This is a genomic window from Pseudoalteromonas phenolica, from assembly GCF_005876835.1.
In the GTDB taxonomy this organism is placed as follows: domain Bacteria; phylum Pseudomonadota; class Gammaproteobacteria; order Enterobacterales; family Alteromonadaceae; genus Pseudoalteromonas; species Pseudoalteromonas phenolica_B.
The window spans coordinates 423321-438357 of record NZ_PPSW01000007.1 but is presented as its reverse complement, the minus strand read 5'-3'; the positions used below and the strand labels follow the sequence as shown (position 1 = coordinate 438357).

The window sequence follows — 15037 nt, the reverse complement described above, 5'->3', positions numbered from 1 at the left end:
AATAAATTAATGGGAGAGGTTATGGCTATAGATAGCAATTTTATGGCTGAGTTAACACTTTTAGCAAAGTTTCCACGCTCAAGTATGCAAATGGGGATTAAAATCCATAAAGACGCCGACCCTAATTTGATTGCGGCAGCTGAGAGGCTCTACAAGAAAGGTGTTATTGATAGTCCTGATGGGGGATATTTGACGGACTTAGGCTTAGATTTAATCGGACACTTAGACCAAGTGCATTGTGCGCTTCAGTAAGCGCACAATGAATGAAAGATTAAGCAGCGTCGAATTGATTTTCAGGCGCTGCATCAATAAATGCTTTATGCGTATTACAGTGATTATAAATAGCTTCAATTTTTGGGAATTGACTCATATCTACTTTAAATCTTAACGCATTAAAGACTTGAGGTACCAAGCAGGCATCGGCAATAGTCGGATTATCTCCAAAACAAAACTTATCACCGGCTAGCATAGTTTCAAGCTTCTTAAACCCTTCAATAACCCAATGTCTGTACCAAGTGTTCTTTTGTTCATCATCAACATTCAGTTCATTTGATAAATATTTTAGTACACGCAAGTTATCGATTGGGTGTATGTCACACGCTATGGCGTAGCAAAAATTTCTTATTTGAGCTTTCTGCCATGGATCACTCGGAAGTAGAGGCGTGTCGACATGTGTTTCTTCTAACCATTCAAGAATTGCTAGAGATTGTCCTAAAACACCCTGCTCAGTTTCTAACGCAGGCAATAAACCTTGGCTATTTTTATGGGTGTACTCTTCACCAGTTTGTTCTGATTTCAAAAGATTAACTGCAGACATTTCATGCGCAATACCTTTTAAATTCAATGCAATGCGTACTCTATACGCTGCAGAAGAGCGAAAATAGGTATAAAGTTTCATATTCAGATCCTTAATCACGACAAAGGCACGCAATTGCGTGCCTAATATTTATAACATTATAGAAAGCTTAAGCACCCTTGAAGTACTTTTTGATACCTTTCCAACAATCAAGGTAATTTTGTTGCCTTTCTTTGCCTTCAAGTGCATATTTTGTTGGCGAGATCACATAACGAGACTCAAACATGAAAGCTAAAGTGTTTTCATATCTTTGCGGCTCAAGCTCTGCATTTGAAGCTTTTTCGAATACATCGGCTTCAGGACCATGTGGTGACATACAGTTATGTAAACTCATACCACCAGGAACAAAACCATGTTCTTTAGCGTCATACACACCTTCAATTAAGCCCATAAACTCACTCATGATGTTACGGTGATAATATGGTGGGCGGAAAGTATCTTCTGCAACCATCCAACGTGGGGGGAAGATCACAAAGTCGACATTGGCAACGCCGGCAGTACCAGATGGAGACGTCAAGACTGTAAAAATTGATGGATCTGGGTGGTCAAAGCTGACGGTGTTCATCACATTGAAACGCGAAAGATCATATTTGTATGGCGCGCTATTTCCTGTCCAAGCCACAACGTCTAGTGGTGAATGACCAATGTCACAGCGGAATAGGTTACCGTTAAACTTAGACACAAGCTCAAAGTCACCTTCAAGATCTTCGAACGCTGCTACAGGATATTGGAAGTCACGCTCATTAGTATAACCGTTAGCGCCTACAGGACCACGCTCAGGCAGAATGTAAGGGTGGCCGTAGTTTTCACAGATATAGCCACGAATACTGTCGCCAATTACTTCAACTGAGAACTTGATACCACGAGGAATTACTGCAATTTCGCCCGGCTTAACTGCAAGTTTACCGCACTCAGTATGTAAAACCATTTCACCTTGTTGAGGAACGAATAGCAATTCACCATCGGCATTATAAAAATAACGACCTTGCATTGATTTATTAGCTACATAGACGTGGATACCAATACCCACTTGACCATTTGCACTGCCATTTGCTGCCATGGTTACTAGGCCGTCAACAAAGTCTGTTGCTTCACTTGGGATGTCGATAGGGTTCCAGCGTAACATAGTAGGGGGCGTTGGCACTTCAGTAATTGGCGCTGTTCTTAATAAACCATTGTCCATCGACGTATAGTCCCCCTGAACAACTGAAGGACGAATACGGTAGAACCAATTACGGCGATTGTCAGCACGTGGTGCAGTGAACGCGGTTACATTAAATTGTTCTGCATATAGGTCGTATTTTACTTTTTGTGGTGAGAATTGACCTATTGGTAATGCGCCTGGTAAAGCTTCGGTTTCAAATTCGTTTCCAAAACCTGTTAAGTACTGAAATTCTGTGCTCATAGAACTTGCTCCTTTGATGTTTGCAATTAAGATACTCTCATGTGAGACTATATTCAAATCAAATAACAAACTTTGCCTGTATAATTTAGTTTACAAAGGCAATAAGATGCAGAAATTAAAAGACAGTTTATGTTAGATATTACAGAGTTTTTACCTTACCAGCTTGTACATTTAGCCAATAAAGTAAGTGACGACTTTGCGAATGTATATAAAGAGCAAGCCGATTTAACCACACCTCAATGGCGGGTTATGGCACATCTTGCACAATCGAGCTTTACTGCAAAACAGTTGATTGAACTTGCGCGAATAGATAAATCAACAATATCAAGAGCAATTAAACAATTAGAATCAAGAGGCCTAGTAGAACTAAGAGCCGATGAAAAAGATAAGCGGAGCAAAGTACTGTTTTTAACAAAAGAAGGGCGTGAAATTTATAAAAAACTGTCAGTTTCTGCTACAGCTTGGGAAAAATCGATGTTGAAGAATCTGTCAGAAGAAGAACGAGTGATATTGAAAGCAGTGTTACATAAACTTAATGAACACATATAAAAAAGGCCAACATGCGTTGGCCTAAATAAACCTAATTTAGATTAGAAAGTGTACTTCACACCGAAGCGAACTTCCCAAACTGATACATCTTTTTGAACTGATTGGTTAGCAGCATTTGGGTTGAAGTCAGAGTAAACATACTTGCCATCAGCGATTGATGCTTTAACTACACGGTTACCAACGAAGTTACCCTTGCGCATTACACCCCAGTCATCGTTTAACATGTTTGTTAAGTTGTCGATAACGAAGAATACTTCACCTTTGTGACCATCCATAAATCCAGGTACTTCTTGAGTGATCTTGAAGTCTAGCTTTTTGAACCAATCAGCATTTTGGCTATTACGTGCTGCGATTTGACCACGATCTAAACCTTGCTCAGAAATCCAGTTATGGAAATCTTCGATTTCAGCAGCTGACATGTTGTAAGTTACTTTGTCATCATTGATTTCAGGAACATACATTAGCTGACGACCGCTGCGTGAGTTCCAGCTTGCATCACCAAATGCGCGGTCACTGCCAGAGAATAGGTAGCTGTACGGCTGACCTTTACTTGCCTGACCGAATAGGTTGAACTTAGTCTTGAAGCCGTCAATTAGTTCTACTTTATAACCAAGTTGTAAAGTAAAGCGATGCGGCACTTCATAATCAGACGTAGATAAGCTTGGTGCAGTCGGGTTGAATGTCGCGATGTTACCGTAGTTCGAACCAGCTGTAGAGCTTGTCATTGGGTTTACATCTTGAGAGTCAGTGAATGCATAAGATAAAGTTAAGTCAATACCATTATCGAAACGCTTGCTCATTGCAGCAGAGATGATGTGTGACTTAGCGTCTGGACCAGATACGTTAGTTAACATGTAGTCGCCATCACGACCATCTTCACGCTCTTCAATTAGAGGGCGACCATCAGGTGCTGTTTTACCAGTCGTCTGAAGTGCAATATCTTTTACAAGCGCTGAGTTTTGCTTATCTGTGTATAGGTAATCTACGCTGAACACATACTCGTCTTCAGTTGTGTAAGTTGCACCTAAAGCGATTTTCCACTCTGAAGGAATTTCGAAGTTAGGCGCCGTTGAGTTTACAGCACCGTCGCCATCACCGATAGCAGTGTTACCGATAGCGTCGAACATGTCTTTAGGAACATCATAACCTGGTGTACCACCGTGGATGTTCGTTAACTCAGTTTCAAATAAGTTAGCATAGAAACCACGCTTACCAATTTGAGTTACACCATCATTTGAGTATGAGTTAGATAGCCATACATTCGGGTTACCACCAGAATATAGACCAATACCACCACGTACTTCTAACGCGTCATCAACATACCAGTTGAAACCTACACGTGGTTGAAGTAAGTCAACGCCATCAAGGTTTTTAGTGTTCATGAAACCATAACGTTCTTCAAAGCGCTTGTTTTCTGTTGGACTGTCATCACTTGTGTAACGGTCATAACGTAGACCGAACGTTAGTGTTGCATCGATATCAGAGAATGCGTATTCATCTTGAACGTAGAAAGTATGCTGCGCATAAGAGAATGAAGCAGCTACATCGTTAGGGTTGTTAGTACCAGCTGAGTTGTTGTAGAAAGTGAATGCAGCACCGTTCTCATAATCTTCAATAGAGCTGAAACGGAATTCACCTTGCGTATGCTGCATGAATAGGTTGAATACATTTAATTCTTCGAACTCGTAACCAGCAGTGATAGTGTGCTCATCAAGGTAATAAGTACCCGCTAATTTAAGCGTGAAGTTATCCCAGTCTAGATCATTTGATTGACGAGAATCATCAGGACCAATGTAAACTGTACCTTCGTCTTCGGTTGTGATTTGGAATTCACCAAAACCAGATGCAGCATCTAGTGATGCTTGGCGACCATCTAAATCAGTTTTACCGATGCGTACTTCAGTTGAAAGTTCATCAGTCCAGTCTGAGTATAGTGACGCTACGATTGACGTCATCTCTGCGCCTTGCTCGTAGAAGTGGTTGCTTAGCGGTAGCTCATCACTTGCTTGGTCAGACTGAGATAAACGGAAACCATCATTCCAGTTGTAAACAACGTTAGCACGGTGGCTGTCGTTAATGTTCCAATCAAGCTTGACTAGAAGTTTTTCATCTTCAACAGGCATACTAGGAACCATTGTACCCGGGTCATAGTTATACTTGTCTTTTGTAATTGCAATAATACGGTCAAGGTCAGACTGGCTTACAGTATTGTTTAAAGCACTGTAGCTAAATTGCTCAACACCTTCTAACTTCTCGTAAGAAGTAAATAGGAATAATGAATCTTCGATCAGAGGCATACCAACGTGGAAGCCGTAACGCTTTTCAGAGTAATCACCGTTGTCGATGTCTACGCCTTCTACCTTATCACCCTTCATAGAGTCATTTGTGTAGTCGTAGAACATACCACCACTGATATCGTTACCACCAGACTTTGTAACCGCGTTGATGTTACAAGAAGTGAAACCACCGTATTGAACGTCGAAAGGTGCTAGTTCAACAGCAACTTGGTCGATTGAATCAAAAGAGAAAGGTGCACGAACAGTAGGGTAGCCGTTTGAACTTAGACCAAAGTTGTCGTTCATACGAACGCCGTCAAGTGTAAGGCTGTTAAAGCGAGGGTTACCACCACCACATTGGATAGCACCACGGCTCTCATCTACGTAAACACGTGGATCTGCACGAACGATATCACGAAGGTCACGGTTAATAGCTGGTGCTTCTTGAAGGTTTTCAAGTGTGAAAGTCGCAGCTGGACCTGTACCACCAGACATCTGGCTAATTGGGCGACCTGTTACAACGATTTGCTCGATATCTGAAGGAGCTTTCAACTGAACGTTTACTGGGTAGTCAGAACCAAGAGAAAGATATACGTTTTCGATAAGCTGATCTTCAAAAGTCGTTGAATCAACGATGATTTGGTAAGGACCACCTACACGTAAACCCTTTGCTGAGAAGTAACCTGCATCATTTACAGTTGCCACTTTAGTTGAACCAGAAGGTAAGTGCATGATAGTTACTGTTGTACCAGCAGCTGGATTACCTTGAGGACCAACGATCTGACCTTTCACTGCAGAAGAGGTTTCGTTAGCAAACGCAGCGCCACTTGCACCGATGCCAGCAATAACTGCAAGCGATAGTGCCGTTTTGCGTAGTTGAGTTTTCATTTTATTGTTTCCCGTGTTGAGATTATTTAACTTACTTTTTTGCATGCCACTAACTACGCTTTTTAATAAGCGCTTCAGTTAGCGGCTTTGCGTTACTGTCAAAAATTTGATTAAGAAGCCCGGCTAAACGAATACCACCTTGTGATAAGCGCTTTTTGACAACAGGCATATGTTTGTATACATAGCCATAACTGAGCTTTGTTTCGTTTTCACCGTATACGCGGTGAGATATTTTGTTCGATTCAACCAACCAATCAGCAGGTTGGCTATTTAAGTATGCCTTTATAGTCTTTTTATTTGACGTTTTTATGAAATCTGCAAACTCAGTGAAAGATAAATTTTCATTTTCAATAAGATGCGTATCCCACGTGCTATGCAAGTTTGTTTCTTTACCGAAGAAAGATACCTTAATTAAGTTACCTCCACGGTCTTCAGAGCGTCCAGCGTGGAAAGGCTGATGGCTATCACCTACCAAATGCACTAGAAAGCTTAAAGCAAACTTTCTAGATTCTAAGTCGCTCTTATTGCTCTTTAAAATATTAATAGAATAATAAATTCCGTCTAAAATATGTGCAACTTTATCTCTGGAGTCAATAGAAGTGTTTACATATTGATGCATTTTTTTTGCATCTTTAATATTAATGTAATGCCATTTGCCGGATTCTTTTCGCCAGAAGTGCTCCGGATTAGAGCGCATTTCATCAGGCCATGTTGAAATTTGTGCAAGCGAACTACCTGCTAGTAAAGGCTGTAGGGCAGATTTAGTGCTGTCAGTTAAATGCATATCAGCTATTTCACCAATCACTCTGTGACCGTTTTGGCCCCAAGCTATTACTTTGTGTGAACTAAGTGCTGTTAACATTGTCAGTGATAAAGCAAGTGTTTTAGTTACTGTTGTCAAATTTAACATGGTTAGCCCGTGTAAATCGTAATCTTATTAAGGTCAATTGTCCGTGTTTTTATAGATTGAATAAAGGACTCAAGTTTATTCATCATTACTTGTTAACAAAGTAGCTAAATCAATAGTTTATGAAATTTAAATAATTTTACCTATTGTAATGAGTAAGTAAACTTGCTCTAATGGCCAGGTTATCAATAAACTTACTTTTTGTTTTGTTAAAAAAATATAAATTATCGTTAAAAACTATCTTGTTCCTGTCTGTTATCGCAAGCACTTGGTTAGTTTGGCTATTATCACAATTGGTTATTACTGATACATCTATACATCTGGTGCCTATACAGCAACATAAATTCGAGTGCCTAACTTCATCAAGTGAAAACCAAGCTGTATTTAGAGTAAAAGTACCCACAAAACAACTTGCTGAGCAAATACTTCCGGCGCTTTGTCAAAACAGTGTTGTAAAACGTCAATTTGGCCATGTTGAAGCTTTTTGGGGGGGAAGTTTAGCTGAACAAATCGAGTTTTTTGGTAAAGGTATCGCAGATCTCATATTGAGCAAAGACAGTATTATGCAAGCACTTCGTGCCGATGCGACACATAATTACACACCGATTATTGGTTATTCAAGTTACTCTGCATTTTTTATCTCTAATAAAGAAAAACCTAAACTTGAAAAAGCGTATTTCCTTGATAAACGTATTGGTTTGCTTGATTATCCAACCAGTAGATCTGGCCATATTTTGCCAAAGAAGGCATTTAAGCAATTAGATTTAGATATAAAAAACCTAGATATTACCTATGTTAGCTCTCACACCGCATTAAGAGAAAAGCTTGCAAATAATGAAGTAGATATTATCGCGTCTTATTGGAATGATAAGACTGATGACGAAAAGTTTTCTCATAACTATATTATTCCCATTGGTGATAATATTACTGGCAGCCGTTGGTACCTTAAATTGACAGAAAACAATACAGATCTCGCCTGTGCCGTTCAAACAATCACAACACAAATAGCGCAATCAGTAGGCAGTGCCTATTTTGAATCTTTAGAAAAGTTCTGGCAGTGCGATCTTTCACCTTACAAATTTATTGGTGAAAAATAATGATAAACATAAAACCAATTTATATTTTCACAGCAGCCGTTTTTGTTTTGTTAAGCTTGCTATTTTATTTGGGCCAAGAGAATAAAATAGCACAAGCGGTTGAACTGCAAAGCGAACAAGTAGCTAAGCGTGTCTCACTCGATGTCAGCAGCCTACCATTAGCTGAACCACTTTTTAACTATGCAGGCAATCAGCAAGAAGTCGATATTTATATTGAGCAATTGAATCTACAACTCGATTTGCTTGATTCTAGAGTAAAAGTTGAATCTATATCTACTGTTAAGCCAAGTAATAAAACGTTTTTGGAATTGTTTGCAAATTACAAAACTATCTATTTGGTTTTAATTGCTGATACAAGCCATGTTAAATACACATACATTATAGTGATGTTACTTACCTTTGCTAACGCATTACTTTACCGCAAAGTATTTAGAAAACACATTGAAAACAGAGTGAAAAAACGAGTTGCTTCGGTAGAAACTATAAAACCGAAGTTAGTAGTTGATTTATATTCAAAGTCATTATTTATAGAGGGTACTAGTGATATTCAAAGCCAATTAGCCAATAAGCCACTTTGCTTTTATCTGGCAATGATCGAATTCAGCCATGCTTACCCTGATTTAAATCTTCATTTAAATAAGGACGTGCCAGTTGAGTTGCTTACTATTGCTGAAAAGTATTTTCATAGACTATCCGTTCTAGGACATACAGTTAGAAAAAGGCCAAATTTCTCTAATAGCTTAGAAAAAACCCTGAGCGAAATTAGAGCGGCACTTGACGAAATTTTAAGAGAGAGCCCTGAATTAAAAGCAAAACTTTATCCGCCTAAAGCTCATGGTGAAGGGTCACGCTCAAAGTTACATAGCTACGGTCTTAAGGACTTGTTAGATAGTGATTATGAGATAAGGGGTAAGTAATTTGTTGAAGATGCCAGATATGTTCTGGCATCCATTGATTGATATACAAGACGTCTAGAACTTATAGTTCGTTTACCTTAATAGGAGAGTACTTTTCGATATAGGCTTTTAATACTTCAGCATCAGTTCGCTCTGAGGGAACAAACCCTTCTCGTCCGACAAGTACTGGATATCCATCACCTCCTGCTGCATTGTAACTGTTTATACTCATTCTATAGGTTTTGTTAGGCTCTAAATCTTGACCGTTAATTTTCACATTAATTAACTTTCCATCTTTTCTGTCAAAACTTAAACCTTCATATTGTAAATAAGCACCAGCATCAATCGGGAAAGAAGTAACGACTTCAAGGTAATCAATAAGATCTTTACCTATCCAATTCATTGCCGTAATTCTGTTCTTAAAAGGATGAACTTTTAAAACGTCTTTATAACTGATCTCGCCAGCTTCAATACTGTGACGTATACCCCCGCCACTGATCAGGCCAAAATCTGCTTTTACTGATTCTTTTTGTGCTTTAATAATTAGGCGTGCTAATGGGCTTTGCTTAAATCGCACAGTATCTCGTTTACCATCTAAATATGCATCAGTAAAACCGATAGGTAAATCAAGCTGACCTTTTCCTATTTTTTGGAATGGCCTTAATAGATCTAACATGTCTTGATTTTCTGGAATATATTCCCCGATCACTTCACCAGTATCATTTCTTAAATTGACAGGAATTAGCTGATAATTCTCGAGCGTAATTTTTTCACCTTCGATTTTAAATTCTGCTTTACCAACATATTTTCCCCACTCATGGGCTTGCATGATCCAAGTGCCATTCTGATTATCTGGCTTACAAGCTTTTCCTGGTGCAAAACCTTTATCTGGGTTACCTAGTGTATCTACGCAAACGGGTTCTTGAGAGTGTCCGCCAATGACCATATCTAGCGCGCCTTTTGGCAACTCTCTTGCTAAAGTGACGTCGCCGGGTGCATTAATACCATATTTTGCGTCGTGGTAATGACCCATGTGTGTAACTGCAATGGTAACGTCGATATCGTCATATTTATTATTAATATTGTTCAGAACTTTTTTTGCAGCGATACTCGGTTTGATAAAGTCCAAATGGCCTACATACTCGGGATTGGCAATCTTGACAGTATCGACAGTGGTAAGTCCTATAACACCAATTTTAAGACCATTTTTTTCTATAATTGAATATGGTTGATATGCATGAGACGCATCACTTTTATTTAGAATATTCGCCGATAAAATAGGGAATTGAGCCCATTCAATTTGTTTATCAAGGATATGTAATGGATTATCAAATTCATGGTTGCCGATTGCCATAGCATCATAGCCAAGTAAACGCATACCTTTGAAATCAGGTTCTGCATATTGAAGGTCAGACTCTGGAACCCCCGTATTTATGTCGCCACCTGAAAGTAATAACACGGCATGACCATTTTTTTCGGCTTTATTTCTAAGCCTGTCAACAAGTGTTTTTCTTGCTGACATGCCATATTCACCTTTTTCGTTTTGCCAAAAACGTCCATGGTTATCGTTAGTATGAAGGATAGTAAGATATTCAGCTTTTGATTGCTGATCTGTATAGGTAGCACACCCTGAAAGTGCGATAGCTACCGAGAGAGCTAATAATTTGCGCATAATAAACCCGTGTGAAGTAATTACGCGCTTAGTTTAAACTATATGCTCTAAAGCGCTACAGGTGGGCACTAATTTCTTTTTGAGCAACTTTTAAGCGCAGCAGTTTCTCTTCTTAGCAATTCTTGTTTTGCAAATGCACATTTCTCATGGTCAATTTCAACCATCCAGTTTAAAAAGCTTGCAGGCAAACTAGTGTATTTCTCGCCTTGATGAAGGCCGAAATCACAAATAGGTGATTCAGTATTCATTACTTAACCTGTTCTGTTGTTTTTATAGCCACTGCATCCTATCAAACTCAGATTAAAATAAAAGAACAAAACGTTACAGAAAGGTTAATTTTAATAACCGGTAGTTTTAAGAAATACTATCTACATTAGATAATTAGTTGTTTAACTAATAGTATTTGCTGTAGATTGTATACAGTTTTGATTTGGCATATCCAAGAGTAAAGGAATAGGGTTTTATCGTGAAATTGAATACAGAAAGATTATTGCTAAGAGAGGCAACTTTAAATGATGCCGGTTTTATTTTTAAATTATTGAATCAAGATAGTTTTAAAAAGAATATAGCTGATAAAAGCATTAAAACTCATAAAGATGCAGAACATTACATTGAAACCGCTTTTTTAACACCTTATAAGTTAGATACTTTTTCACCTTATATTGTGTGTCTTAAAAGCAACGATAAAGATTTCAGGCAAATTGGTGTATGTGGCTTATACAAAAGACCAGCATTACATTACCCAGATATTGGTTATGCGTTTTTAGATCAGTTTACTGGCTTTGGTTATGCGCTCGAAGCGGCAAGATGTGTCATTGATTACTCGCTCAATACGCTAGGACTTAAATATCTCTGTGCACTCACTGATCCTGAAAACAGGGCAAGCACAAACTTACTAAAAAAATGTAAGTTCAACTTTGAAACACAAGTTATTTTAAACGAAGAACAGGGTGTGAGTAATCTGTATCAACTTACACTTAAATAGATTTCGATAGAATGATTTCAGATATTTTATCAGTAAGCTTTTCCCAGCTAAATTGATGTGCTTTGATGAGCGCATCAAATCCTGAATTTTCTAGTGGGGTTGAAATTGAGAATAACTCAGAATTTAATAATTTCTTTCCATCAGCATTAGACTGATAAATAAACCACTGGCCTTCAATCAATGAACCAAACTCATAGTGGCCAGCAAGTTTCGTTACTTTCACTTGGAGCATAAACTCACCATCTTGAGGCGTTGTTTTTCCGGCAGGAATTACAGTGTAAGCTGACGTTTTCTTGACTAAGCCACGTGTCAAGGAGTCGGTCAAAGTATATTTTGGATGCTGAGACCAAAAGTGATAGTTGGCAATATTGACTGAGTTGTCTCTTAGTATCTGTATAAGAGGCTGTTGATCTGCAACGCCTTGGATCTTTACTTGATTGATATGTAGATATTTAGCTTTCGTCAGATCAGAACTCGTTAATCCATCTTCTAGCTGATACGCAAAGTCATAATATTTTAACTGAATGTTCGGGCCTGACGAGCAAGCTGTTAACGTCAGTAGTACCAATAGAATAGTTAAATTACGCATTATCGCTTCTCTGGAATTGGGTCATTTGGAATGTTTTTATCAAATATCAGCATAGTTGGTTGCTCATTTAACCCCTTGGAAAGAGGTTTAAGTGTATTTGATAAATTTTCTAGCTCTTGTAATGTATTTGTTAACTGATCAACAACTCCAGACTCTTGTTGGTAGCTAGATAATGTGGATTCAAATTGTTTCAAGCTACTAGTTAGTTGAGTAAGTGTTGTCTCTAATTGTGTTAAATTTTTAGCCACTTTATCTGCAGTCTCGTTGTTATTTAGTTCGTGGATCATTACCTTTAATTCTTCGGCAAGAGATTGGTATGCCACTAATGTATTGTTTAATGTGTTGGTGGTTTGTTCGAATGGCAGCTTATTTAATTTGTTAACTAAGGCTGTCATTTGTTCCGATAAAGCAGTAAAACCACTCGATATGCTTGGAAGAACAGGGTATATGTCAGTTTTAGTGACATAACTCATCTCATTAGCATTATTATAAAAATCAAAATCTATATATACCGCACCGGTTAACAAATTGCCACTTTTTAGTGATGCTCTTAATCCAGAATTAATCCATTTGTCTATATTTTGTTGCCAATATTGTTTTGCTAACTGCTCATTTTTATAAATTCTGCCATATTCAATTTTTATCAGAACCGGCACTTGTGTATTGTCTTGCTCAAAGTATATGGGTTCTCCATCTTTCTCTATTTGGGCCGGTGCTTGTTCAACAGTGCCAATCCTCATTCCCCTGTATTCCACAGGTGCACCTGCATTCAGACCACGAATTGACTGTTCAAATTCGACAATATAAAAGTCGAAATCATCAAAGCGTTTTTCTAGTGCTTGAGAATAGTTTTTATGCAAAGCATAAGTTTTATTCGCGACTGCAATATCATTAGGCTTTTGTTCTGGAGGGTAATCAACAGATATACCGCCTTTGATTAACTTTGATAAACTTCCAGTTGAAAATTGTACGCCGGATGTATTGAGGCTGAAATCAACGCCTGAACTAACCCAGAAAATAGTGTTGTTAGTGATCAGTTTATCATATGGAGAAAAGACAAAGATGCCGTAATGCATAGACAAGGTATCAACATCAAATCGACCGGATTCAATCTGACCTATTCGGTAGCCTCTAAAATAGATAGAAGTTCCAACATCAAGAACTTCTGCTGAGCTCGCGGTTAATTTGAATCTCTTACCTTCTATATCATTACTTATTAAAGCAGGTTCATCTTGTAGAGTGAATAAATATGACAGGCTCTGGCTTTGTCCTGGCTCTAACTCTAAATAAGCCCCTGAGAGTAAGGTGTTCATACCTGATATGCCTGATTGGTCTATGCGTGGTTTAACAACCCAGAATTTGGCATCTTCAGTCAGTAAGTCACCATATTGATTGTCGATTTGTACTTTAGCTAACACACCATTTTGAGATAGATCCAATTCAAGTCCTTTGACTAAACCGACCTTAACATTTCTTACTTTAACTTCTGTTTTACCTGCTGTGATCCCATCTGCAGTAGTCATTTTCACATAAATTGTATGACCTTGATCTGCTTGGTATTTAAATAACATCCAAGCTGTTATCAGCAGTGCGATGATTGGAATAATCCAAATCACAGTAAATTTTGGTTTTGACTCAATATAAGCATGTTCATTCATGATTGTGAAACTTGTCCCATAAGATCCGAGGGTCAAAACTATTCACGGCAACGATCTGACATAACACCATGATAGTAAAAAATACGATACCAATCTGTGGTTCAACACTGAGCACAGTACCAAGTTGTACCAAAGAAACCAAAATAATCACGACGAAAACATCAATCATTGACCATTTACCCATTATTTCCAACCAACGATAAATTGTGCTTGCTCGTTTCGGGTCGGTACACTTTCTCGATTGTATTATTAAGTAGAACAATGCCACAGCTTTAATAATCGGAATACAAACACTGGCTAAGAATATTAGTATAGCGACTGGGTAGGAGCCTGATTGCCACATAACAACTACGCCAGAGAAAATGGTAGCCGGTGTTTCATTGCCTAGGTTAACGGTATTCATAATGGGCAGCAGGTTTGCTGGGATTAAAAAGACCGTTGCAGTTAACATCCAAACAATTGCTCTTTGCGCTGAGTTTGGCTTTCTGAAATAAGTTTTAGTATAACACCGCGGGCAATGGGTTTCTCTGGTAAGCTGAGAGCAAGTTAAACATTGTTTGAGCGCTTGTGCTCTCGCGCTTTTACCATCATGAAGCAGTGCGGGTTGAAACAGCATCTGCTGCCTCTCCCATAATTCAGTTTCATTTATAAGAGACAACGTCTCTATAAAACACACTACAAATAAAATATAAGCCCAAAAGCCAAGACCAAACCCAATATCAGCGAGTGACATTAATTTAAAAACACTGACTAAAACGGCTACTAGGAATATATCGGCGAGATTAAGCGTTTTTGTCTTATTGAGTAAACGTGCTAGGTATCGTGCATTATGAGGATTAAGGTCTTGCCAATAATGGCTATTAGTTAATAGTACAAGTAAGCATACAAACAGTGGGATTAAAAATGTACTGAACACGAAAATACCAGAAAGAACGACACTATATTTATCTGCGAGCAAACTAAAGGCCTGCCATAAACTTATATCTTGAACTAGTCCATGTTGGCTGAAGCTTACAAAAGAGGGATAAAGACTAGAAAACAGGAATAATAAACTGGTAAGGCTGAATGCAATCAACCATTGTTGTTGATTAGCTTGATAACTGACTATCTCATTTTTACAACAAGGACAAATTGCACGCTGATGTTCTCCAAGTGAAGACACACGAACTAATGAGTCACAATGTTTGCAGGCGAGGATCATATATAGCAAGTTTTATTCTATTTAAGTATCTACTGAGTTTGATTTACAGCAATAAACA

At 38.3% G+C, this 15037-nt stretch carries 14 protein-coding genes; 5 read left to right on the top strand and 9 right to left on the bottom strand.

Annotation, left to right across the window (positions count from 1 at the left end; all coding sequences use genetic code 11):
* Window positions 1-21 precede the first annotated feature (21 nt).
* Window positions 22-252: a TIGR02647 family protein gene (locus tag C1E24_RS05640; protein ID WP_058032440.1), complete on the top strand. Its 231-nt coding sequence runs from the start codon at window positions 22-24 to the stop codon at window positions 250-252.
* Window positions 253-271: 19 nt separating this feature from the next.
* Here C1E24_RS05640 and maiA read toward each other — a convergent pair whose 3' ends face one another.
* Window positions 272-898 (bottom strand): maleylacetoacetate isomerase, encoded by a 627-nt coding sequence (gene maiA, locus C1E24_RS05635; protein WP_138479529.1) that lies wholly within the window; start codon window positions 896-898, stop codon window positions 272-274.
* A 67-nt stretch (window positions 899-965) separates the two neighbouring features.
* Complete coding sequence (hmgA, locus tag C1E24_RS05630; protein WP_138479527.1) at window positions 966-2261, bottom strand: homogentisate 1,2-dioxygenase; 1296 nt, start codon at window positions 2259-2261, stop codon at window positions 966-968.
* A gap of 129 nt (window positions 2262-2390) precedes the next feature.
* Between hmgA and C1E24_RS05625 the strand changes: the two genes are divergently transcribed.
* Window positions 2391-2810, top strand: coding sequence for a MarR family winged helix-turn-helix transcriptional regulator (locus tag C1E24_RS05625; RefSeq protein WP_138479525.1), 420 nt, complete (start codon window positions 2391-2393; stop codon window positions 2808-2810).
* A gap of 41 nt (window positions 2811-2851) precedes the next feature.
* Here C1E24_RS05625 and C1E24_RS05620 read toward each other — a convergent pair whose 3' ends face one another.
* Together C1E24_RS05620 and C1E24_RS05615 are read right to left on the bottom strand one after the other, a co-directional pair.
* Window positions 2852-5974, bottom strand: a complete 3123-nt coding sequence (locus C1E24_RS05620) for a TonB-dependent receptor (protein WP_138479523.1) — start codon at window positions 5972-5974, stop codon at window positions 2852-2854.
* Window positions 5975-6023: 49 nt separating this feature from the next.
* A complete protein-coding gene (locus C1E24_RS05615) occupies window positions 6024-6884 on the bottom strand; it encodes a S1/P1 nuclease (RefSeq protein ID WP_138479522.1) in 861 nt (286 codons plus the stop codon).
* A gap of 239 nt (window positions 6885-7123) precedes the next feature.
* Between C1E24_RS05615 and C1E24_RS05610 the strand changes: the two genes are divergently transcribed.
* Window positions 7124-7978 carry a PhnD/SsuA/transferrin family substrate-binding protein gene (locus C1E24_RS05610; RefSeq protein ID WP_240721950.1) on the top strand — a complete coding sequence of 285 codons (855 nt, stop codon included), beginning with the start codon at window positions 7124-7126 and terminating at the stop codon, window positions 7976-7978.
* A complete protein-coding gene (locus tag C1E24_RS05605) occupies window positions 7978-8895 on the top strand; it encodes a hypothetical protein (RefSeq protein WP_138479518.1) in 918 nt (305 codons plus the stop codon). Before C1E24_RS05610 ends, C1E24_RS05605 begins: the two co-directional genes overlap by 1 nt.
* Window positions 8896-8956: 61 nt before the next feature.
* Here C1E24_RS05605 and ushA read toward each other — a convergent pair whose 3' ends face one another.
* Window positions 8957-10546, bottom strand: coding sequence for a bifunctional UDP-sugar hydrolase/5'-nucleotidase UshA (ushA, locus tag C1E24_RS05600; protein ID WP_138479516.1), 1590 nt, complete (start codon window positions 10544-10546; stop codon window positions 8957-8959).
* Between the two features lie 68 nt (window positions 10547-10614).
* A complete protein-coding gene (locus C1E24_RS05595) occupies window positions 10615-10794 on the bottom strand; it encodes a hypothetical protein (protein WP_138479514.1) in 180 nt (59 codons plus the stop codon).
* 218 nt (window positions 10795-11012) lie between these two features.
* Between C1E24_RS05595 and C1E24_RS05590 the strand changes: the two genes are divergently transcribed.
* A complete protein-coding gene (locus tag C1E24_RS05590) occupies window positions 11013-11531 on the top strand; it encodes a GNAT family N-acetyltransferase (protein WP_240721949.1) in 519 nt (172 codons plus the stop codon).
* Here C1E24_RS05590 and C1E24_RS05585 read toward each other — a convergent pair.
* Genes C1E24_RS05585 through C1E24_RS05575 form a run of 3 tightly spaced genes read right to left on the bottom strand, consistent with a single transcriptional unit; the run spans window position 11524 to window position 14979 of the window.
* Window positions 11524-12120 (bottom strand): PqiC family protein, encoded by a 597-nt coding sequence (locus C1E24_RS05585; protein ID WP_138479510.1) that lies wholly within the window; start codon window positions 12118-12120, stop codon window positions 11524-11526. The genes C1E24_RS05590 and C1E24_RS05585 overlap by 8 nt on opposite strands.
* On the bottom strand, window positions 12120-13778 hold the full coding sequence (gene pqiB / locus C1E24_RS05580; protein WP_138479508.1) for an intermembrane transport protein PqiB: 1659 nt from the start codon (window positions 13776-13778) through the stop codon (window positions 12120-12122). Before pqiB ends, C1E24_RS05585 begins: the two co-directional genes overlap by 1 nt.
* Window positions 13771-14979, bottom strand: a complete 1209-nt coding sequence (locus tag C1E24_RS05575) for a paraquat-inducible protein A (RefSeq protein ID WP_138479649.1) — start codon at window positions 14977-14979, stop codon at window positions 13771-13773. The genes pqiB and C1E24_RS05575 overlap by 8 nt, the downstream gene beginning before the upstream one ends.
* Window positions 14980-15037: the final 58 nt, after the last annotated feature.